Source organism: Blattabacterium cuenoti STAT (assembly GCF_003573915.1).
Taxonomy (GTDB): Bacteria; Bacteroidota; Bacteroidia; order Flavobacteriales; family Blattabacteriaceae; genus Blattabacterium; species Blattabacterium cuenoti_A.
In genome coordinates this window covers 247,938-270,690 of record NZ_AP014608.1, presented here as the reverse complement: position 1 = coordinate 270,690, position 22,753 = coordinate 247,938, and the positions used below count along the sequence as shown (strand labels likewise).

Here is a 22,753-nt window from a genome sequence, read left to right as displayed (position 1 = left end):
AATTTTAGTGTGATTTAGCTTCGCTTAAAGAAGGATATATCATTCTACTGACGCTTAATATGATTCCAAAACTTAAAAAAGTAACCCATATAGAAGTTCCTCCAGCACTAATCAAAGGCAAAGTTTGCCCTGTTACTGGAAATAAACCAACAGCGATTCCCATATTAATTAGTGCTTGATTAATAATAGGAAACCCTACAGAAAGAACCAATAAAGAACAAGAATAATTTTTAACTTTCGTAGCTATTATCATAATTCTTATGAGAATTAGTATATAAATGAATAAAAGGATAACACCTCCAATAGCCCCATATTCTTCTATGATAATTGCATAGATAAAATCTGAAGAAGATTGGGGGAGAAAAGCTTTTAAAACGCTTTTTCCAGGCCCCCTACCAAATTTATTTCCTAAAACGATAGCTGTTTTAGATTGTTCCATTTGATAACTTTTTTTAGATTTATGATCCAAAAAATTTTCTATACGACTTTTCCATGTATAAACTCGATTCATAGGTTTTTTATCTCCCCATTTTATAACAGAATAAATATATATTCCTGATAATAAAAATCCCATTATAAGAAATCCTATAACACTTTTTAATGGAATCCCTCCTATAAAAAATAAAATTAAAACGGATGAAAAAATAATAACAGCAGTAGATCCATCAGAAGGAAAAATAAGGCCAACAATTAAAAATACTGGAAATATCAAAGGAAAAAAAGAATTTTTTAAGTTAATTTGTTTTTTCTTTTTTTGAGATAAATATCTAGCACAATAAACAAAAAGAACTAATCCAGCGATACTGGAAGTTTGAAAAGATATATTTATAATAGGAATGTATAACCAACGAGAAGCATTTACTCCATCTAATTCTTTTCTTTGATTCATTGTAAAAATTAGTAAAATGAATATTATAGGAATGAAAAGAATAGACATTTTGTAAAAATATTTATAGTCTATAAATTGAGTAAAAAAAAGAATACAAAATCCAATTAACAAAAAAATAGCATGTTTAAATAAATAACGAAAAGCTGTATTTCCTTCTCCATATGTAGAAACTAAGTTTGTACTAGCAGAATAAACTGGTAAAAATGAAAATATAGCTAATAAAGATATGAAAGCCCATAAATATCTATCTCCTTTTATATATTGTTTTAAAAATAGATCTATTTTTTCATAAATTATCATAAATTAGTTTTCTTACTTCTTGTTTAAATTTATTTCCTCTTTCCTTATAATCTTTAAACAGATCAAAACTGGAACAAGCAGGAGAGAATAAAACACTATCTCCATAAGAGGATAATATATAAGCGATATAAACAGCTTTTTGAATATGTTTTGTTTCCAAAATTATATCAATGGTATCTTTAAAAAAATTTATAATTTTTTCATTGTTTTTTCCTAAACAAATTATAGCTTTTACTTTTTTTTTAACCAAAGGAATTAGTTCTATATAATTATTTCCTTTATCTTCTCCTCCTGCTATCCATATAATAGGTGTATTTATACTTTTTAATGCATAAAAAACGGAATTTACATTAGTGGCTTTAGAATCATTAATAAATTGTACTCCATTTATATTTAATATTTTTTCCATACGATGTTTTATTGATTTCAGTTTTAATAATATGGAAATTATTGATTCTTTTTTTATATTTAATATTTCGGATATAATTAATGAAGCCATAATATTATAGAGATTATGATCTCCTGTTAAAGGAATATCTTTTATATTCAAAAAGTATATTTCTTGATTTTTCTGATTTCGTATAAATATTTTGTTATCTTTTACATAAGCGCCTGTACGTAATTCTTTTTTTATAGAAAAAGGAATACATTGAGATGCAATGTGATACTTTTTTAACCCTTCTCTTATTATAGAATCATCATAATTGTAAATAAAAATATCTTCTTTTTTTTGAAAAGTTGCTATCTTAAATTTGGAATCAATATAATTCTCAATATTATTATAATATCTATTTAAATGATCTCTTGTTATGTTTAATAATACGGCAATATTTGATCTGAAATTTAAACAGTCATCTAATTGAAAATTAGACACTTCTAAAATATAAACATCTTTTTTTTTATTGTAATTGTTTTAGAGAAACTCTTTCCAATATTTCCTGATAAACCTACATTTATTCCTTCTTTTTTAAGAATTTTATAAATAATGGAACAAGTTGTTGTTTTTCCATTGCTTCCTGTAATTCCGATAACATAAGAATTTTCGATGTAACCTTTTCCGAATTCTAATTCGGATTGTATAGGAATCCCTAGGGAATTTATTTTTTTTATCAAAGGACTATTTCTGGAAATTCCAGGACTTTTTATCACTTTAATAGCATTTTGAATAATTATATTCTCTGTATGGCCTTTTTCTTCAAAAAAAATTTTATTTTTTATTAAAATTTTCTTGTATCTATTTAAAATAATTCCAGAATCCGATAAAAATATCTTTAATCCATTTTTTCTAGCTAGCAAAGCGGCTCCTATTCCACTTTCTTTTCCACCTAAAATAACTATAAATTTTTTTTTCATTGTGCTTGTTTCTATCATAGAGTTAATAAAAAAAATACTAATATAGAAAGCATCATTTGTATGATAATAAAACGATTGAAAATCTTATTTTCATGATATCCTAATTTTTGGAAATGATGATGTAAAGGGGCCATTAAAAAAACTCTTCTTCCTTTTCCATATTTTTTTTTAGAATATATAAAATATAATACTTGTATGAGTACAGAAATATTTTCAATAAAAAAAATTCCACATAAAATAGGCAATATTAATTCTTTTCTATTTATAATAGCTATTATTGCAATAACACTTCCTATAGTTAAACTTCCAGTATCGCCCATAAAAATTTGGGCTGGATAAGTATTATACCAAAGAAAACTTATTAAAGATCCTAAAAAAGAAAAAGAAAATATAATAATTTCTTCTAAATGAGGAATATATATAAAATGAAAATAGGATGAATATATTTTGCTACTGGCAATTATAGAAAATAAAGAAAAAATAGAAAAAATAATAGAAGAAATTCCAGCTGTTAATCCATCTATTCCATCAGCTAAATTAGTTCCATTGGATAAAAACGTAATAATTCCAATAACAATAGGAATGTAAATAATCCATGTATATTTTTTCCATTTTTTATTATACCAACTTAAACAAGTTGCATAATTAAATTCATGATTATGATATATGGAAGAAAAAATGGGAATAGTAGTATAAAATCCATAAAAATGTGAATTTTCTGATTCTATTTTTCCTTTTTGAAGAGAAATATTTGTGTTAAAATACATAATGATTCCAATAAAAATTCCTAATAAAATTTGACTAAATATTTTTCCCATTACACTAAGTCCTTTTTTATTATATTTTATTTTAAGGTAATCATCTATAAAGCCAACACAACCCATATACAATGTAGCTATTATTAACATTAATACATATACATTATTTAAAGTAGAAAATAATATTGTAGAAATTAATGTGGAAAATATAAAAACAAGACCTCCCATAGTTGGGGTTCCTTCTTTTTCTTTTTGACCAATAAGTCCAAGATCTCGTATTTTTTCTCCTATTATACTATTTTTTTGATTCCAATATATAATTGTTTGATAACAAATCAAAGCTGTACAAAATGATAAAAAAAAAGCGATAATTGCTCTATAAAAAATAGAATTTATAATTAAAAATTTAAAAAAATAAATCATCTTGTTATTTATCGTAAATTTTTAACAAATTTTTAGTAATTTTCATATCATTAAAAAAATGACGTTTTCCTTTAATTTCTTGAAAAGTTTCATGTCCTTTTCCAGCTATTAGAATAATATCTTTTTTTTTTGCAATTTGAATTGCATTTTGAATAGCTTCTTCTCGTTTTACAAAAGTTAAAATAGATTTTTTTTTTAGATATGGTTTAAAATTTTTCATATCATTGAATATTTTATTGATATCTTCATCTCTAGGATTATCGGATGTAAAAATAGAGATATCACATGTTTCATAAGAAATTTTCCCCATTAAAGGACGTTTTTTTCTATCTCTATTTCCTCCACAACCTATGATACAAATTAATTTTTCATTATCTTTTTTTATGATTTTAATAGTATTTAAAATAGATTTTAATCCATCTGGATTATGAGCATAATCTATAATAATCTGAATTCCAGAATTGGATAAAAACTTCTCAAAACGACCTTTAATAGGTTTTACATATTTAATTTTTTTAAGGATTTCATCTTTCTTTTTTCCTAATAAAATAGATGTAGCGTAACTAGCTAATAGATTATAGATATTAAATCTTCCTATTAGATAGGTAAAAATTTTATGACCCTCAATTAACAATTCGTTTCCATTCATATCTTCTTTTAAAATTCCAATTTTGAAATTGGAATTTTTTTTAATACCGTAAAAATAGGTTTTAGCTAAAATTTTTTTTATCATTTTATACGAATTTTCATCATCGGCATTAACTAATGCAAAAGCTTTTTTAGATAAATAATTTTTAAAAAAAAGCCTTTTAGTAGATAAATAATGGTCAAAAGATCTATGATAATCTAAGTGATCATGTGTAATATTCGTAAAAACTCCTCCTTGAAATAATAATCCTGATATTCTTTTTTGATGTATTCCATGTGAACTTACTTCCATAAAAGCATATCTACATCCTTTTTGGATTGAAATATTTAAATATTTATTTATTTCTATAATATTCGGGGTTGTATGTATAGTAGGATATTTTATAGATAATATTTTTATTCCCATAGTAGAAATAAGAATATTTTTTTCTCCCATTCTAGAAAATAAATAATGAAGAATCGTAGCTACAGAAGTTTTTCCATTTGTTCCGGTAATTCCTATTAATTTTATTTTTTTTGTAGGATGATCATAAAAATTAGATGATATAATTCCTAAAGCTTCCATAGAATTTGAAACAAATACATAAGTAATTTTTTTATAAAAAATATTAGGAATAAAAGAGAAAAAATTTTTTTCACAAATTATAGTATTAGCGCCTTTTTGAATTGCATCTATAATAAATTGGTGTCCATCTGTTTTTTTTCCTTTTATAGCCACAAAAATCATATTGGTTTTTACTATTTTAGAATTTATAGAAATTCCTTCTATAAATTTAAAAGGATCTTTTCCTATTATGTTTAATACATGCACTTTTTTCAAAATATCTTTTAATAGTTTTTTCATTCTTCTAATTTCAAAAATATAATCTGATTTTTTTTCAATTTTTTTCCAGGTTGAACAGATTGAGTCAATACTTTTCCTATTCCTTCATATTGGATGTGAAATCCCATATTTTCTAATATAGGGATGATTTCTTTTCCAGGAACAGAGATAATATTAGGCATTATCCACTTATCAATAAAAAAATTTTTTGATTTTGTAATTTGATTTAGTAAATCTTTTTGATTCTTATTTTTTTTAAAAAATACTTTTTTTTCTATTCTAGGATAAATAGATTTAGCAATTTTGTCAAATACAGGAACGGCTACCTCTATTCCATAATATCCTTTTTCTGGTTTTGAAATAACTACAATACAAGAATATTTTGGATTTTTCGCAGGAAAATATCCTACAAAAGAACTATTATAAGATAAGGGCTTTCCTTTAATCCAATAATTTAACTGTGTTGTTCCCGTTTTTCCCGCATAAGGATATTCTGGATGATAATATTTTTTAGCCGTTCCATTTTTTACTACTCCTTCCAACATATTTTGAATTTTTTTTAAAGAAGATTTTTCAGCTATAGAAGGATTCATAACAATAGGATTTTTATGTTTCTTTATACTTTTTCCATAATGTTTTATTTCTCTAATAAATAGAGGTTTAATCATTTTTCCATGATTTGCTATAGCATTATAAAAAGTGAGTATTTGTAAAGGAGTTAGTTTAATATTATACCCAAAAGTCATCCATGGTAAAGTAATACCACTCCAATTTTTTTTTCCAGGGGTCGGAATAAAAGGCATGCTTTCTCCTGGTATCTCAATCCCTATTTTTTTATCCAATTTCCATTTACGAAAATGCTCTATAAATTTTTCAGGATTTTTTTTATAATTCTCATAAATAATTTTTGCTATTCCTACGTTCGAAGATAATTCTAAAATTTGTTTTGGATTCATTTTAACATTTCCATTATAATGAGTATCTCGTATTTTTTTTCCTTTCAATTTCATAACTCCACCTTTGGTATTTATAATCATATTCACATCTATTTTTTTATCTTCTAAAGCGGCAAGAATAGCCATTGTTTTAAAAGTAGATCCAGGTTCACTTCCTTCCCATACTGAAAAATTTCTTAAATCTTCATAAGTATTTTTTTTTGTTTTTTCCAGATTGATCATAGCAGGAATTTCTCCAGTTTTTACATCCATCAAAATTACACATCCATGATGTGCTTGAGAGATGGATAATTCTTGAAGCAAAGCATGATAAGCTATATCTTGTAAATATATATCTATAGTGGAGTAAACGTCTTTTCCGTCTTCTGGATTAATTTCATTTTCTGATTTTAATGGTTTCCATATTTTAAAACTAATACGTTGTTCTAATCTTTTTCCATCTTTTCCTTTTAAATATTTGCTAAAAGCACCTTCTAATCCCGCTTTTCCTCTGTGATCATCAAATCCTAATGTTCTTTTTCCAATATTTTCCAATGTGTGAATTCTACATATTTTCTTTTCTACGATGAACCCACCTCGTATTTGTCCCTTATTGAAAATGGGAAATCTTCTTAAGATTTTAAAATGTGGATAATCTAAATTTTTTGCTAATAAAAAATATCTATTTCCCCTTTTCTTTTCGTATTGAAATTTTTTATAGAAAAAAAATTTCTGTTTCTTAAACAAGAGATCCAAAGAGTTACATAAAGAATAAATATTATCTTGAAATAATTTTTCAGGTATACTTCTAAAATCTATGTGAATATCATATCTTATAACAGACATTGCTAAAATACTATTATCTAATGCATAAATATTTCCACGTTTAGCTTTAATTAAGTTAGTTCTGATTGTTTTTTTTATAACATATTTCTTGTATCCTTCTGAATAATTTTGAATATAGAATAAATTAAAAATAATTAATGTAGCAATAAATATGAATAAAAAACCAACTAAATAAGATTTATATAATAAAATATATCTTTTTCGTTTCATTAGTTTAATTGTGTTTTATCCATATTTTTTTTGATTTTCTATGACTAATTCATATGGAGGAGTTTCCAAATGTTTTAATCCATTAAATAATTTTTTTCTTATAAAAGAGGCTAATTGCATTTTCATACATTTACTATGTAAATCCGCATATTCAGATTTTAATTCCTTGATTTCTTCACTAATTTTATTGATTTTTCGAATTTTTCTATCCATTATATGTGAACTGGTAATACTAATTAATGATAGGATGGTAATAAAAATAATAAAATTCCAACTACGATAAGCATCTTCTTTTACTAAGAATTTTCCTTTTAGGATATCTGGTATATTTGTTTTCATTTTATGATAATATGAATTAAGTTTTTTCTGCAATTCTTAATTTTGCGCTTCTAGATCGTGGATTACTTGTAATTTCTTGAAAACTAGGTTTAATTACTTTTTTATGTATCATTTTAAATGGAAGGGTTTCAAAATTGATTTTATTTATTATAATTCCTTTTTTAAAAAAATATTTAATAATTCTATCTTCTATAGAATGATATGAAATCACGGATATTCTACCTCCTTTCAATAGAATTTTAGAAGATTCTAATAAAAAACCTTTTAAAATATTTATTTCATTATTAACTTCTATTCGTATAGACTGAAAAAGTCTAGAAAAAAATCTTTTTCTTTTTTTAAAAGATCCTTTTATAAAAAAAAGATGAATTAAATCCAAAGCAGTTTTAATATTTTTTTTTAAACGCATTTTAAATATTTTTTCTGCAATTTTTTTTGCATTTTTAAATTCTCCATATTCATAAAATATATGAAATAACTCTTTTTTTGAACATTCATTTAGAACATTTTGAGCAGAATACAAAGATTCTTGATTCATTCTCATATCTAAAATACAATTAGATTGATTCGAAAAACCTCTTTTTGGATTATCTATTTGTAAAGATGAAAACCCTAAATCAACTAATATTCCTGATACTTTATCAATCCGATTTTGATTCAAAATATCCCGTATATGAATAAAATTTTTGTGAAAAAGATGAAAACGTTTATCTATAATCAAATTTCTTTTGATAGATTCTTGGTCTTGATCCAAAGCAATTAAAGTTGCCTTTTGATTTAATTTTTTTAGAATAGCATCAGAATGTCCTCCCCCACCGAGAGTAGTATCTACATAAATCCCATTTGGATCTGTAATTAAGTTTTCTATACTCTCTTCGAGAAGAACTGGTTTATGATAATATTTAAAATTCATTTTTATTTTATCAGTAAATAGTACGAAATTATGTTTTATAACTACTATATATTCCATAATTTTTAAATTTTTTCAAATGAAATTTAACTTAATTAAAACAGATAATTATTCCAAAGCAAGAATAGGAGTATTAGAAACAGATCATAGTAAAATTGAAACTCCTATTTTTATGCCAGTTGCTTCAAAAGGTTATGTAAAGTCTGTTCCAACACATGAACTTTATAAAATGTGTGAAATAACTATTGGAAATACTTATCATTTATATTTTCAACCAGGAATTGAAGTATTACATAAAGCTGGAGGAATTCATTCTTTTCTAAATTGGAAGGGATCTATATTAACAGATAGTGGTGGTTTTCAAATTTTTTCATTGAAAAAATTAAATAAAAATACTGAAGACGGAGTTCTATTTAAATCTATGATAGATGGATCTTTTCATTTTTTTTCTCCTGAAAAATCTATGAAAATTCAACGTTTTATAGGTGGAGATATTATCATGGCTTTCGATGATTGTCCCTCTTTTCCTTGTAGTTATACAGTCGCTAAAAAATCTTTAAAAAAAACACATTTTTGGTTAAAAAAATGTTACTCTTATTTACAAGAGAATCCAGAAATATATAATTATAAGCAAAGTTTTTTTCCAATTTTACAAGGAAGTATTTATCCGGATTTGAGGAGATTTTCTGCAGAAGAAATTTCATTGTTAGAAGCAGAAGGATATGCTATAGGCGGGTTAAGTTTGGGAGAGGAAAAAGAAGAAACATATAATATTACTGATTTATTAACAGATATTTTACCTAAAAAAAAACCTAGATATTTAATGGGTGTAGGATATCCTGCAGATCTTTTAGAAGGAATTTCTCTTGGAATAGATATGTTTGATTGTGTTCTTCCTACAAGGAATGGACGTCATGGAATGCTATTTACATGGAAAGGAATTATGAATATTAAAAATAAAAAATGGGAAAAAGACTATTCTTGTTTAGACGAATTCGGAAAGACTGATGTAGATCAATTATATAGTAAATCTTATTTAAGACATCTTTTTTTATCTAAAGATAGCTTAGCAAAAGAAATAGCCTCTATCCATAATCTTTCTTTTTATTTTCATCTTCTTCAAGAAGCGAAAATTCATATTATGCACAATAAATTTTTTTATTGGAAAAAATCTATAATTCCTTTGTTACAAAAACGTTTATAATATGAAAATTATCGATCGTTATATAATTCGTAATTTTATTGTTACTTTTATATTTATTACAATTTCTTTACAATTTTTATCTATAATTATAGATATATCTCAACGAATGCATCGTTTAGAAAATAATAAAGGATCTATTAAAGAGGCTTTAATTTTTTACTATCCTTTTTGGTCCATATGGTTAATTAATACTTTCTCTCCCATTTCCGTTTTTTTATCTGTTATTTTTTTTACATCTAGATTAACCCATCATTCAGAAATTACAGCTATTCTATCAAGCGGTATTAGTTTTAGAAGATTAACAGTTCCTTATTTGATATCAGCTATTATAATAGGAATTATAGCTTTAATCATTAATTATTATTTTTTACCTATAGCTAATAAAAAAAAAAATAAATTTCATTATCAATACTTGTTAAACCCAAGATATAAAAATAAATATGAAAAAAATCAAACGATTAGTACTCAAATTTCAAAGAATGAATATATTTTTATTCGAAATTTTTCAAAAGAAAAAAATATAGGAAAAGAATGTGTATATCAAAAATTTGATGGAAAAAAATTAATTTATATTCTAAAATCTAAAAATATTTTTTGGTATAAAAAACGTAAGATATACATTTTATTTGATTACATAGAAACTAAAATTAATAAAAATCATGACTTCTTTGCTATAGGAAATTATAAAATTAAAAAAATTCCCATAACTCCGGATCAATTTTTACCGGAAGAGTATATAGCAGAAACCATGAATATTCACGAATTGAAAAGATTTATTAATTTAAAAGAAAATAAAAGAAACCTAAATATGCATTTAAATGAATATTATCAAAGAACTAGTCTACCCTTTTCTACTTTAATATTCACAATTTTGGGGTTATCTATATCTATAAAAAAGAAAGGAGAAATTGCTTATAATATGATCGTAGGAATTGTATTGTCTTTTTTTTATATCTTTTTCATAGAGATAACAAAAATATATTCTAATAAAGATTATATTCCTTCTTATTTGTCTGTTTGGTTTCCCAACGTAATTTATGGAATTCTTACATTTTTATTTTATTGGAATAGAAATATGAATTAATTCATTTCAAATCCTGCTATATATACTTGTCCATTTTCTTTAATCGATTTTATAGTAACATCTCCCGAGTATTTTTTTAAAACTTTGTTTACATCATTCGGATTTTTCATTTTTATCCCATTAATAGATAAAATGATATCTCCTTCTTCTAAACCGATAGCACTTAAACGACCTGTTCTTATTTCTTTAATTTTGATACCATAATCAATTCCCAAATCTTTTTTAGACTCTTTACTAAGTGGATCAAATACTGCGCCTAATAATTCAGATGGAGTAATCTCTTCTTTAGTTCTTATTTTTTTTCTTCCTTGTAAATCTTTTAAAATAACGTTAAAAATTTTTTTCTGTTTATTACGTATAATAATCACTCTTATTTTATCTCCTGGATGTTTTGTCCCTACAATAAATGAAAGATCTGCAATGTTTTGTATAGGTTTTCCATCTATGCTTTTTATAATATCTCCTTTTTTGAGTCCTGCATCATCCGCTCCACTTTTTTCAAATACTTCTCCTATTAAAAAACCTTGTTGTGATTTTATATTTTGGTGTGTTTCTTGATTATAAACCTTTAAATATTCTGTTTTAGAAAGGTCTATTCCTTTCACTCCTAAATATGCACGTTGTACAGTTCCGTATTTTTTTATATCTTGAATTACTTTTGCAACTAAATTAGAAGGAGCAGCAAAACTATATCCTATAAAATTTCCTGAAGCTGAAGAAATAGCAGTATTAATTCCAATCAATTCTCCATTAGTGTTAATTAATGCTCCTCCACTATTTCCGGGATTCACCGCTGCATCGGTTTGAAAAAAAGATTCAATTGATGATTGTGTTTCTCCTCTTAATATTCCCAAACTTCTATTTTTTGCACTTATGATTCCAGCTGTAACAGTAGAGTTTAAATCAAAAGGATTTCCTATCGCTAGTACCCATTCTCCTACTTGTACTTTATTAGAATCTGAAAAATAAATAAAAGGTAAATTTTTTTCATTAATCTTTAATAAAGCTATATCGGTACTAGGATCTGTTCCTATTAATTTAGCTTTATAGGTTCTTTGATCATTAAGGGTAATTTCTATTTTTTCTGCGTCTTTAATAACATGATTATTAGTCACAATGTATCCGTCAGGTGATAAAATAACTCCAGATCCATGAAGTCCAGGTATATCATTTCTTTGAGGTTTTCTTTCTCTATTATTTCCAAAATCGTCAGGAAATCCAAAAAAGAAATCAAATGGATCAAATTGATTACTATATTTTTTTGAAAAATTTTTGACATTGACTACTGCATGTATGGTTTTTGATACAACTCTGGTAAAATCAGGAAAACCAGCAGAACTTACCAATAATGAAGGATCTGATGATGATGAGGTTAATCTTGTTTTTCCTGAGGATGTATATGGAAAAAGTAAGGGTTCTTCTTTAACGTATTGTTTATATGCAGCAATAGTTATTATTGAACTCATAATACTGCTCAGTACAATATAAAAAACTATTTTCTTCATATATATATAATTGTTATTATGTTATTATTTATTAGTTATTTATTGTATTGGTGATAGCAACATAGAAACAAATATATCAAAAAATAATATTAAATTCGTTGTTATGGAATTGAATTTTTATAAATATCAAGGAACGGGAAATGATTTTATCCTTTTAGATTCTAGAAAAAAAAAAATAGAAAATCCTATTTTATTCAAAAGGTTATGTAATAGACATTTTGGAATTGGAGCCAATGGAGTTATTTTGATTCAAAATGATGATAAATATCGAAGTGATTTTTATATGAAATATTGTAATTCTGATGGAAAAGAAAGCACAATGTGTGGAAATGGAGGAAGATGTGCTATTTCTTTTGCTAATAAATTAGGAATTTTAAAAAAAAATAAAATTCATTTTCGAGCTATAGATGGATATCATAATGGATTTATTGTAAAAAATAATAATTTGGTTTCTATACATCTCCTAGATGTAGATAAAAATACAATAGAAATTCATAAAAAATACGTTTTTTTAAACACAGGATCTCCTCATCATATTTTGTTTGTAGAAAATATAAAAGAAAAAAACGTATATCAAGAAGGAAAAAATATTAGATTTCAAAATCCTTATTTGGAAAAAGGAGTTAATGTAAATTTTGTAAAAATACTTAAAAATAATACACTACAAGTACGTACTTATGAAAGAGGAGTAGAAAATGAAACTTTATCCTGTGGAACAGGAGTTGTGGCTTCTGTCGTTGCTGCATGTGAAACAAATAAAATAAAAAATAATATGGGTGAAATTTTAATCCAAACTCTTGGAGGAAAATTATGGGTTTCATTGAAAAAAACAAAAAATGAATATAAAAATATCCATTTAACTGGAAACGTAAATTTTGTATTTAAAGGATCCATTCTTATTTAATTCTTAATTTGATTTTTTTATAATAGATAGAACAAACAAAAAACAAATGAGTAATTATTCATATTCGATTAATAATGATTCTATCCAATTTCTTGAAAGATATTTGAATGAATTTTCTCCAACAGGAAACGAAAATAAAGGACAAAAAATATGGATAAATCATCTTAGTTCTTATGTAGAAAAAATACAAACAGATCTATATGGTACAGCAGTAGGAATTATTAATCCTAATTCTCCATATAAATTAGTTATTGAAGCTCATGTTGATGAAATCTCATGGAATGTTAATTATATCACAGAAGAAGGAATAATATATGTATCTCGTAATGGAGGATCCGATCCTCAAATCGCTCCATCTAAAAAAGTGGTTATTCATACGGAAAAAGGTTTTGTACATGGAGTATTTGGATGGCCCGCTATTCATATAAGAAAACATTCAAGAGAAAAATCTCCTAATGTAGAAAATCTATTTGTAGATATTGGTGTTTCCAGCAAAAATGAAGCAATTGATATGGGAGTTTATGTAGGATGTGTGATCACTTATCCTGATAAATTTTTTATTATGAATCATAATTATTTTGTATCTAGAGCATTAGATAATAAAATAGGAGGATTTCTTATAGCAGAAGTAGCAAGAATTATAATTGAAAATAGATTAAATTTAAAATTTGGATTATATATAGTAAATTCAGTTCAAGAAGAAATTGGGTTAAAAGGTGCGAAAGTGATCTCTAAAATTATACGACCCAATATAGCAATTATTACAGATGTAACACATGATACTTATAGCCCCATGATTGATAAAAAAATACAAGGTGATATTAAATGTGGATTAGGACCTGTCATTGGATTTTCTCCTTCAATTCATAAAAACATTAGAGAATTGATAATTAATACCGCTAATAGGAAAAAAATATGTTTTCAACGTTTAGTCACATCTAGAGATACAGGAACAGATACAGACGCTTTCGCTTATTCCAATAAGGGTGTTTTATCTGCTTTAATTTCTATTCCTCTTAAATATATGCATACTACAGTAGAAATGGTACATAAAAAAGATGTAGAACTAGCTGTATTACTTATTTTTGAAACTTTACAAGAAATCAATAAAAACATAAACCAGTTTTTTACCGATTGAACCGGAAATGAATAATATCTCCATCTTGAATAAAATAATTTTTTCCTGCTAATAATATTTTTCCTGCTTTTTTTGCATTTTCTTCAGATCTATATTTTATAAAATCATTATAGTGAATCACTTTTGCTCGAATAAATCCTTTTTTAAAATCTGTATGAATTACTGAAGAAGCTTCATAAGCTGTACATGGATTAGGAATAGACCAAGATCGAATTTCTTTTTTTCCTACCGTAAAAAAACTTATTAAATTTAATAAATTATAAGTTTTTTTCAATATTTGATCAAGTTTTATGCAATTTTTTTTTAACGATAATATGATTAAAGTAGAATTTTCCATTTTTATCGTTTTTTTCATATTTTCTATATGTAAACTAGTATTGTAATCTAACTCATTATCTATATTGCATACATAAATAACAGGTTTAATAGTTAGTAACTGTAAATCTTTTATATATTCTTTTTCGTCTTTTTGAAATGGATATATTCTAATATTTTTTCCTTCTTTTAAAAAAGAAAAAATTTTTTTTAGTATATGTATAGATTTATTAACTTGATTTTTTTTCGTAACTTTTTCTAATCTTTTTTCTATTGTTTCCAGATCTTTAAACTGTAATTCCATGTCAATAATTTCTTTATCTCTAATAGGATTAATCGATCCTTCCACATGAAGGACGCTTCGATCACGAAAAAAACGAATCATGTGTATCATGACATTTGTTTCACGAACATGAGATAAAAATCTATTCCCTAGACCTTCTCCTTTATGTGAACCTTTAATTAATCCAGCTATATCTACTATTTTTATTTCAGATGGAACTATTTTTGTAGAATTAATAATTTTTTTTAATTCGTATAATCTTTCATCTGGAACTTTTGTAATTCCATAATTAGGTTCTATGGTGCAAAAAGGAAAATTTTTTGATAAAGCCTTTGAATTAGAAATCAAATTAAAGAATGTTGATTTTCCTGTATTTGGAAGTCCTATAATTCCACATTTCATTTATATGAAATTTAATACATATACATATTGAAACATAAAAAAATTTTTTAAAAAAATATTATTTTTTTTATAAAATTTCATTTTCATGAATGAAAATAAAATTCCGTTTTGGAAACATATTGAGGAATTAAGAAAACACATAATTCATTGTATTTGTGCGATAATTATTGTAACGATTATTTTGATGAATAATAAAAATATTATATTTGATTACATTATTTTCGGTCCAGCAAAAACAGATTTTATTACTTACCGTATATTTTCTAAAATAACTAATTCCTTTTTAGGAATACATTTGAATTCTATTTCCTTTTTATATAAAAATTTAGAAATACAAAATAGACAAATATTTGGACAGTTCAATATTTATTTATGGACTTGTTTTATAGGAGGGGTTATTTTGTCATTTCCTTATGTTCTTTATGAATTTTGGAAATTTATAAAACCTGCTCTTTCGGATGAAGAAAAAAAATATTCTCTATGGATACTGACCATAGTTACTTTTATGTTTTTGTTAGGAATTTTTTTTGGTTATTTCATATTATGTCCATTTTTAATTCATTTTGGATATTCTTTTAAAATAAGTAATTTTCCGAAAAATATATTCGATTTATCAGACTATATTTCTTTAATCGTACATTCTGTATTTTCTATGGGAATTATTTTTTTATTTCCTTTTTTTATATTTTTTCTAACTAAAATGGAATTAATATCTTCTTCTTTTTTAAAAAAATATAGGAAACATGCTTTTATGATTTTGTTAATTATAGCTTCTGCTATAACACCTGGAGATATTTTAAGTACAATCATCGTTCTAATTCCTCTTCTAATACTTTATCAAGTAAGTGTATATATATCATCTTTTCATACAAATAAATCATACAAATAAAAAGCCTCTTGATTAAAAAAATCAAGAGGCTTTTTATTTGTATGAAGTTATAATTTTCTTATTCTGATTTCAACACGTCTTCCTTTTTTTCTCTCAACTCCTAATCCTCTAATTTTGATTCTAGAAGAATCTACTCCTTTAGATACTAAAGCTGAAAATACGGAACGAGCTCTTTTTATAGATAAAACTCTATTAAAATTAGAGTTTCCATTTGCATCCGCATATCCATTAATATAAAATTTAGAATTAGGAAGAGTATGAATCATGATTTCACTAATTTTACTAATATTTTTTAAAGAACGAGGTGACAATGAAAAACTTCCAGAATCAAATAAAAAAGGACTAAAAATAATATCAGGACATCCTTTATTTTCTTTCTTTCCAAATTTATTCGGACATTTATCTTCGTGATCTGGAATATTATCTGAATCTGAATCAGGACAACCTTTAAATTTCTTTAATCCAAGTTGATTTGGACATAAATCTTCTTGATCTAAAATTCCATCATGATCTGAATCTTCTTCGTTCTCTTGATCGTTATTACAACAAATTTTGCTTTCTTTTTCTTCTTTTTCATTTACTACTTCTTCTTTTTCATTTACTACTTCTTCTTTTTCATTTACTACTTCTTCTTTTTCGTCATTAACGGGAACAACGGAAGGAATAGAAGAAAAATCTTGATTTGTTTTAATTTTTTTATGATTATAACGAATAGGTAAATCTCCAAAACGGAAAATCAATCCTATATTATGTTTCCAAAAATTCAAATAATCGTTTGATTGTTTTGCAAATACTTGGTTATAAGTACTTTGAAAGTTAAATCCAAAATTAGGAACTAACCAGTAATTTAAACCTATTCCTCCATCTAATAGAAAAAAATTTTTTTTGTTTGTTTTAAAATATTTTTTTTCTGAAATTTTCAGTTCTCTATTAAGATAAGTGTTGAACTTATGATAACCTATTCCTAATCTTAAATAAGGATCAAATTTATTTTTATTACTATTATTACTCGGAGGTGAAATATATAAATTTACTCCAGGGCTTAACTTTACAAATAAATTATCGTATATATTCCATCTTGAATTATTTACCATTCCTAATGAAACACCTAAATGTAACCCTATATGATCTTTTATTTTATGTTCTAATTCTATGTTAGAAATAGAGGAAGGATCAAAACTATTGTTTCTTTTAATAAAGAAATCTTTAAAAGTATGCAATGGAAATGGTGAAGAAGAAGAAGATGAATACGTTGTTATAGGATAATAATTAATATCATGCGCTCCTATTCGGATAAACCAATTTTCCTTCAGATTTTGGGAAAAAACGGAAGAAAAAAAAGTAAATAATGCCATGATAAAAAAATTGACGTTTTTCATAAAACTATAATTTCTTTAAATAAATCTAAATTCTAAACAAATATATATAAATATATATATATAAAGATTTAATTTCAAACATAATGAATTAAATACAATTTTTTAATTTAAGTTTTCGAACTTCCCTAAAAAAATCTTTTTTTCGTAAAGATTCACGTTTATCATATATTTTTTTTCCTTTAGCTAAAGCTATTTTCATTTTTATATATCCTTTATCATTAAAAAATAATTCTATGGGAATTAAAGTTAATCCTGGATTTTTTAATTTTTTATCGATTCTTATTAATTCTTGTTTTTTCAATAATAATTTTCTTTCTCTTTTACTTGAATGATTCCAATTTGTCCCAAATTTATATTCAGCTATATACATATTTATGGAATATAATTCTCCGTTTCTCATTTGACAAAAACTTTCCATTATACTGACTTTATTTTGTCTTATTGATTTCACTTCTGTACCAAATAATTGTATTCCAGATATATAATATTCTATAAGATGATATCTAAATCTTGCTTTTCTATTGAAAACGTTCATAATTAATGAAATTAATTGTTATTTTTGTGAAATAGAAAAAGCGGGAAAATATACAAACAAAAATTGAAAAAATGAATGTACGTTATTTAAAAAATTTGTGTATTCAAGTTAGAAGAGACATTTTACGTATGGTAAATGACGCAAAGTCTGGACATCCTGGTGGATCTCTAGGGTGTACAGAATTTTTTGTTGCTTTATATCAAAAAATTATGCACTATAATTCAAGTAATTTTTCTATAAATGGGAAAGGAGAAGATCTTTTTTTCTTATCTAATGGACATATTTCACCTGTTTATTATAGTATATTAGCTCGTTCTGGTTTTTTTTCGATTAAGGAGTTATCTACTTTTAGAAAATTAAATTCTCGTTTACAAGGACATCCATCTGTACATACAGGACTACCCGGAATACGAATTTCTTCTGGTTCTTTAGGGCAAGGAATGTCTGTATCTATTGGTGCCGCATTGTCTAAAAAACTCAATAAAGAATTAAGTAATATAATTTATAGTTTACATGGAGATGGAGAATTAAACGAAGGACAAATATGGGAAGCTATTTTATATGCAGGTTCCAGAAAGATAGATAACTATATAGCTACTGTGGATTACAATAAACAACAAATAGATGGAACTACAGATGAAGTATTACCCCTAGGAAATTTAAAAAAAAAATTTGAATCCTTTGATTGGAAAGTTCTAGAAGAATTAGAAGGAAATAATATTGAAAAAGTAATTAACATTTTAAAAGAAGCAAAAAATGAAACTGGAAAAGGAAAACCCATTTTAATTATATTATATACTAAAATGGGATACGGAGTAGACTTTATGTTAGAAAATAATGCATGGCATGGAAAGGCCCCTAATAAAGAAGAATTGAAAAAAGCTTTATTTCAACTTCCTGAAACTTCTTTAGGAGATTATCCATTATAAATATTATTTATATATAATTATGAAGAAAAAACGATATAAAAATAAAGGATTAAAAGAAACAAGAGCAGGTTTTGGAAAAGCTTTAACTTTTTTAGGAAGAACAAATCATAAAGTAGTTGCATTATGTGCAGATCTTAAAACTTCTTTATTTATGGATAAGTTCTCTAAAGAATTTCCCGAAAGATTTTTTCAAATAGGAATAGCAGAAGCTAATATGATGGGAATCGCAGCTGGACTTAGTATTGGAGAATATATTCCATTTGCTGGAACATTTGCTAATTTTGCAACATCTCGTGTTTATGATCAAATACGACAATCTATTGCTTATTCTTACAAAAACGTAAAAATATGTGCCTCCCATTCTGGTTTAACTCTAGGAGAAGACGGCGCAACACATCAAAGTTTAGAAGATATAGGAATGATGAAAATGTTACCTGGAATGACCGTAATTAATACTTGTGATTATAATCAAACTTATGCAGCAACAATAGCTATATCAAATTATTTTGGACCAGTATATTTACGTTTTGGTCGTCCTCCTGTGGCTAATTTTACAAGTGAGAATCAGATATTTGAAATCGGAAAAGCTATAGTTTTAACAGAAGGAAAAGATATTACGATTGTTAGTACAGGACATTTAGTTTGGGAATCTTTAGAAGCATCTAAGATTTTATACGAAAAAAAAGGAATAGAATGTGAAGTTATTAATGTTCACACAATTAAACCATTAGATGAAAATACTATTTTGAAATCAATTGATAAAACAAAATGTATTGTTACTGCAGAAGAACACAATTATTGGGGAGGATTAGGAGAAAGTGTTGCTAGAATATTGACAACTTATCATCATAATAAAAAAAATAAGGAATACTCTATTATTCAAAGTTTAGTAGCTGTTAATGATATTTTTGGAGAAAGTGGAAAACCTATGGAACTTTTAAAAAAATATGATATTGATCGTAATTCTATTATAAATCATGTAGAATTTGTTTTAAAGAATAAAAAAAAATAATAAATTTTGGAACTTAAAAGTTTACAAAAATTAGTTCATAATTGGATCGTTGATCATGGAATTCGTTATTTTGATATATTAACGAATACAATTCTTTTATCTGAAGAAGTAGGTGAAATTTCTAGAATTATCGCTAGAAATTATGGGGAACAATCAAAGAAAAAAAATTGTAGAAAAAGTGAAGATCTTGGAGAAGAATTATCAGATGTATTATTTATTATTGCTTGTTTAGCAAATCAAACGGGAATTGATTTGGAAAAATCATTTTATAAAAAATTGAAAAAAAAGGAAATTAGAGATCATGATAGACATTATAACAATCAAAAATTAAAATAAACATGTCTTCTTATATTAAGATTTACAAAAATAGTAATTCCTTGTGTGGTTCTATATCTATAACGGGATCTAAAAGCATATCTAATCGTCTTTTAATTTTAAAAGCCATTTATAAAGATGATATTTATATTGAAAATCTTTCTAATTGTGAAGATACAGAAATTCTAAAGAAAAGTTTGATTAGTACTTCTAATATATTAGATATTCATCATGCTGGAACTGCTATGCGTTTTTTAACTTCTTATTTTTCTATACAAAAAGGAAAAAAAGTAATTTTAACAGGATCAGATAGAATGAAAAAAAGACCTATTTCTATACTTGTAGAAGCTTTAAGAAAGCTAGGATCTGAAATTCATTATTTGGAAAAGGAAGGTTTCCCTCCAATACAAATTTATGGAAAAAAAATTTTAGGAGGAGAAATAGATATAAACGCGAAAATTAGTAGTCAATATATAAGTTCTCTTATGTTAATAGCTAGTAAATTTAAAATGGGGTTAAAAATTTATTTAAAAGAAAATATTACATCTATTCCTTACATAAAAATGACTTTTGATTTACTAACTCTAGCCGGAATAAAAACTAATTGGAAAGAAAGAATAATTCATATTTATCCGGTAAAAAATAAGGGTAAAAAACATTTTTCTGTAGAATCTGATTGGAGTTCTGCTTCTTATTATTATTCTATGGCTTCTGTTGCTAAAAACAGTCGTATTATTTTACGTTCATATAATAATAACAGTTTACAAGGAGATAAAAAGGTTTGTGATATATATGATCAATATTTTGGAATTTCTACTGTTTTTGATGATCAAAATATAATAATATTAAAGAAAAAATTGAATTTTTTATTTCCAAAATTTATTGAATTAGATTTAAATAAAACACCAGATCTTGCTCAAACTATCGTTATAACTTGTGCAGCAATTGGTATAAAATGTAGTTTAAAAGGGTTAGAAACTTTAAAAATTAAAGAAACAGATAGATTACAAGCATTGAAAAAAGAGCTTTTAAAATTTGGAGTGATAACAGAAATTACACGTTCTTGTTTAAGAATTACAGATTTTTATAGAAAAAAAATTGATTCTTTTATCAAAATTCGAACTTATCAAGATCATAGAATGGCAATGTCTTTTTCTACATTCGGATTATGTTATGATTTCATTAAAATAGAAAAACCCAATGTTGTGGAAAAATCATATCCTAATTTTTGGAAAGACTTAAAATCCTTAGGATTTTTAACTCATTTTTCTTTATTATAGAATTATTCTTATGATGAAGAGAAAAGGATTCTTCTAGCCATAATAAATCTGTGACTCCAGTATTTTTGATATAATTGAGATATAATTACTCCATTGGATGTAGATGCATGAATAAAAAATATATTTTTGTTATTAGTATGTGTCACCATTCCTACATGATTTATTTTTTTAGATATTCCTGTTGAAAAAAATAATAAATCTCCTTTCTTTATTTTATTTTTAGGGATAAAGGCCCCCTTCTTAGCTTGATTATATGAAATACGTGGTAAAAATATTTGATAAGAAGCAAAAACGTTTTTTATAAAAGCAGAACAATCTATCCCAGATTTAGCATTCCCTCCATATCTATATGGAATAAACATATAATTTTTGGCTTTTTCTATAATATGTTCTGTTTTTTCTTTAAAAAAAAATTTTTGATCATTAAAAAATTGAAAAGAATTATTTGAATTATTTCTATCTATATTTTGCTTTTTTTTTCTGAAAGAAATTTTTTCAGATTTTTTATTGCATTCTACTTTCCCTTTTCCATATAATGAAATAGAAATAAGATAATAATAAAAAATTATAATTAAAAAAATTTTAGAATTTATAACAAAAATTTTTTTTTGTTTAAAATAACAAAAATCAATTAAAAAAAGAGATATTCCAAATATAAATAAAATACTTGTATTAAAGGTAAAAAAAATTTAATTTGTGTCATTAATTATTTATTTTTAAATAAAAGGCCCATTCGTCTATTGGTTAGGACGTCAGGTTTTCATCCTGGAAAGAGGGGTTCAATTCCCCTATGGGCTATAATTATTTTTTTATGGCAAACCATTTATCTTCTTTAAAAAGAATTAGACAGAATCATACTAGACGATTACGTAATAAATATGCATACAAAAGCACTAAGACGGCTATAAAAAAATTGTTAATAGATAAAAAAAATAAAAAACAATATTCTATTGTTATTTCCATGATAGATAAATTATCTAAAAAAAATATTATACACGTAAATAAAGCTTCTAGGTTGAAAAAAAAATTGACAAAAAAATTATTATTCTAATCATGAATTTCTATTCAAAAATAAAATTAGGTAGAATTTTTGGTCGTAATATTAAAATATAAAAATATTCATAAGAGTTTTATTTTTTTTGTAT

At 24.9% G+C, this 22,753-nt stretch carries 21 protein-coding genes, 1 tRNA gene and 1 pseudogene; 11 read left to right on the top strand and 12 right to left on the bottom strand.

All coding sequences use genetic code 11. The annotated features are described in order from the left end of the window. Nucleotides 1-4 precede the first annotated feature (4 nt). The 7 genes and pseudogenes from STAT_RS01285 to rsmH all read right to left on the bottom strand — a co-directional run bounded on the left by STAT_RS01285 (nucleotide 5) and on the right by rsmH (nucleotide 8,437). The gene (locus STAT_RS01285; RefSeq protein ID WP_172548535.1) at nucleotides 5-1,189 is read right to left on the bottom strand and encodes an FtsW/RodA/SpoVE family cell cycle protein; all 1,185 of its coding nucleotides are present in this window, start codon (nucleotides 1,187-1,189) and stop codon (nucleotides 5-7) included. Next, nucleotides 1,176-2,542: pseudogene (gene murD / locus STAT_RS01280) on the bottom strand (UDP-N-acetylmuramoyl-L-alanine--D-glutamate ligase). Before murD ends, STAT_RS01285 begins: the two are co-directional and overlap by 14 nt. Before the next feature lie 14 nt (nucleotides 2,543-2,556). After that, a complete protein-coding gene (locus tag STAT_RS01275; protein ID WP_119305467.1) occupies nucleotides 2,557-3,723 on the bottom strand; it encodes a phospho-N-acetylmuramoyl-pentapeptide-transferase in 1,167 nt (388 codons plus the stop codon). A 4-nt stretch (nucleotides 3,724-3,727) separates the two neighbouring features. Beyond that, on the bottom strand, nucleotides 3,728-5,215 hold the full coding sequence (locus tag STAT_RS01270; RefSeq protein WP_119305466.1) for a UDP-N-acetylmuramoyl-L-alanyl-D-glutamate--2,6-diaminopimelate ligase: 1,488 nt from the start codon (nucleotides 5,213-5,215) through the stop codon (nucleotides 3,728-3,730). Beyond that, nucleotides 5,212-7,185, bottom strand: coding sequence for a PASTA domain-containing penicillin-binding protein (locus STAT_RS01265; RefSeq protein WP_119305465.1), 1,974 nt, complete (start codon nucleotides 7,183-7,185; stop codon nucleotides 5,212-5,214). The genes STAT_RS01270 and STAT_RS01265 overlap by 4 nt, the downstream gene beginning before the upstream one ends. 15 nt (nucleotides 7,186-7,200) lie before the next feature. Then, on the bottom strand, nucleotides 7,201-7,524 hold the full coding sequence (locus STAT_RS01260) for an FtsL-like putative cell division protein (RefSeq protein ID WP_119305464.1): 324 nt from the start codon (nucleotides 7,522-7,524) through the stop codon (nucleotides 7,201-7,203). A 16-nt stretch (nucleotides 7,525-7,540) separates the two neighbouring features. After that, entirely contained in the window at nucleotides 7,541-8,437 is an 897-nt protein-coding gene (gene rsmH / locus STAT_RS01255) for a 16S rRNA (cytosine(1402)-N(4))-methyltransferase RsmH (protein WP_119305829.1), read from the bottom strand. A 76-nt stretch (nucleotides 8,438-8,513) separates the two neighbouring features. On the opposite strand from rsmH, the gene tgt reads away from it, so the two are divergent. Both tgt and STAT_RS01245 read left to right on the top strand, forming a co-directional pair. Continuing rightward, nucleotides 8,514-9,638 carry a tRNA guanosine(34) transglycosylase Tgt gene (tgt, locus tag STAT_RS01250; RefSeq protein ID WP_119305463.1) on the top strand — a complete coding sequence of 375 codons (1,125 nt, stop codon included), beginning with the start codon at nucleotides 8,514-8,516 and terminating at the stop codon, nucleotides 9,636-9,638. A 1-nt stretch (nucleotide 9,639) separates the two neighbouring features. After that, entirely contained in the window at nucleotides 9,640-10,722 is a 1,083-nt protein-coding gene (locus tag STAT_RS01245) for an LptF/LptG family permease (protein WP_119305462.1), read from the top strand. Here STAT_RS01245 and STAT_RS01240 read toward each other — a convergent pair. Continuing rightward, nucleotides 10,719-12,188 carry a Do family serine endopeptidase gene (locus tag STAT_RS01240; RefSeq protein WP_244273572.1) on the bottom strand — a complete coding sequence of 490 codons (1,470 nt, stop codon included), beginning with the start codon at nucleotides 12,186-12,188 and terminating at the stop codon, nucleotides 10,719-10,721. The genes STAT_RS01245 and STAT_RS01240 overlap by 4 nt on opposite strands. A 142-nt stretch (nucleotides 12,189-12,330) precedes the next feature. Here STAT_RS01240 and dapF point away from each other — a divergent pair, with 142 nt between their 5' ends. Both dapF and STAT_RS01230 read left to right on the top strand, forming a co-directional pair. Beyond that, nucleotides 12,331-13,131: a diaminopimelate epimerase gene (gene dapF / locus STAT_RS01235; RefSeq protein WP_119305828.1), complete on the top strand. Its 801-nt coding sequence runs from the start codon at nucleotides 12,331-12,333 to the stop codon at nucleotides 13,129-13,131. Between the two features lie 46 nt (nucleotides 13,132-13,177). Further along, entirely contained in the window at nucleotides 13,178-14,269 is a 1,092-nt protein-coding gene (locus STAT_RS01230; RefSeq protein WP_119305460.1) for a zinc-binding metallopeptidase family protein, read from the top strand. Here STAT_RS01230 and STAT_RS01225 read toward each other — a convergent pair. Next, a complete protein-coding gene (locus STAT_RS01225; RefSeq protein WP_119305459.1) occupies nucleotides 14,259-15,269 on the bottom strand; it encodes a redox-regulated ATPase YchF in 1,011 nt (336 codons plus the stop codon). The two genes, STAT_RS01230 and STAT_RS01225, sit on opposite strands and share 11 nt — an antisense overlap. An 85-nt stretch (nucleotides 15,270-15,354) precedes the next feature. Between STAT_RS01225 and tatC the strand changes: the two genes are divergently transcribed. Further along, a complete protein-coding gene (tatC, locus tag STAT_RS01220) occupies nucleotides 15,355-16,158 on the top strand; it encodes a twin-arginine translocase subunit TatC (protein WP_119305458.1) in 804 nt (267 codons plus the stop codon). Nucleotides 16,159-16,205: 47 nt separating this feature from the next. On the opposite strand, the gene STAT_RS01215 is transcribed toward tatC, so the two are convergent. Continuing rightward, nucleotides 16,206-17,537, bottom strand: a complete 1,332-nt coding sequence (locus STAT_RS01215; RefSeq protein ID WP_119305457.1) for an OmpA family protein — start codon at nucleotides 17,535-17,537, stop codon at nucleotides 16,206-16,208. Nucleotides 17,538-17,625: 88 nt separating this feature from the next. Continuing rightward, nucleotides 17,626-18,072, bottom strand: a complete 447-nt coding sequence (gene smpB, locus STAT_RS01210; protein WP_119305456.1) for an SsrA-binding protein — start codon at nucleotides 18,070-18,072, stop codon at nucleotides 17,626-17,628. A 71-nt stretch (nucleotides 18,073-18,143) separates the two neighbouring features. Between smpB and STAT_RS01205 the strand changes: the two genes are divergently transcribed. Genes STAT_RS01205 through STAT_RS01190 form a run of 4 tightly spaced genes read left to right on the top strand, consistent with a single transcriptional unit; the run spans nucleotide 18,144 to nucleotide 21,608 of the window. Beyond that, the gene (locus STAT_RS01205; RefSeq protein ID WP_119305455.1) at nucleotides 18,144-19,001 is read left to right on the top strand and encodes a transketolase; all 858 of its coding nucleotides are present in this window, start codon (nucleotides 18,144-18,146) and stop codon (nucleotides 18,999-19,001) included. A gap of 19 nt (nucleotides 19,002-19,020) precedes the next feature. Next, complete coding sequence (locus tag STAT_RS01200; protein WP_119305454.1) at nucleotides 19,021-20,013, top strand: transketolase family protein; 993 nt, start codon at nucleotides 19,021-19,023, stop codon at nucleotides 20,011-20,013. Nucleotides 20,014-20,019: 6 nt separating this feature from the next. Further along, the gene (locus STAT_RS01195; protein WP_119305453.1) at nucleotides 20,020-20,349 is read left to right on the top strand and encodes a nucleotide pyrophosphohydrolase; all 330 of its coding nucleotides are present in this window, start codon (nucleotides 20,020-20,022) and stop codon (nucleotides 20,347-20,349) included. Between the two features lie 2 nt (nucleotides 20,350-20,351). Next, complete coding sequence (locus tag STAT_RS01190) at nucleotides 20,352-21,608, top strand: 3-phosphoshikimate 1-carboxyvinyltransferase (protein ID WP_119305452.1); 1,257 nt, start codon at nucleotides 20,352-20,354, stop codon at nucleotides 21,606-21,608. 8 nt (nucleotides 21,609-21,616) lie between these two features. On the opposite strand, the gene STAT_RS03120 is transcribed toward STAT_RS01190, so the two are convergent. Next, a complete protein-coding gene (locus STAT_RS03120; protein WP_119305451.1) occupies nucleotides 21,617-21,970 on the bottom strand; it encodes a C40 family peptidase in 354 nt (117 codons plus the stop codon). A gap of 364 nt (nucleotides 21,971-22,334) precedes the next feature. Here STAT_RS03120 and STAT_RS01180 point away from each other — a divergent pair. Both STAT_RS01180 and rpsT read left to right on the top strand, forming a co-directional pair. Continuing rightward, a tRNA-Glu gene (locus STAT_RS01180) sits at nucleotides 22,335-22,406 on the top strand. 13 nt (nucleotides 22,407-22,419) lie between these two features. Then, a complete protein-coding gene (rpsT, locus tag STAT_RS01175; RefSeq protein ID WP_119305450.1) occupies nucleotides 22,420-22,659 on the top strand; it encodes a 30S ribosomal protein S20 in 240 nt (79 codons plus the stop codon). Nucleotides 22,660-22,753 lie beyond the last annotated feature (94 nt).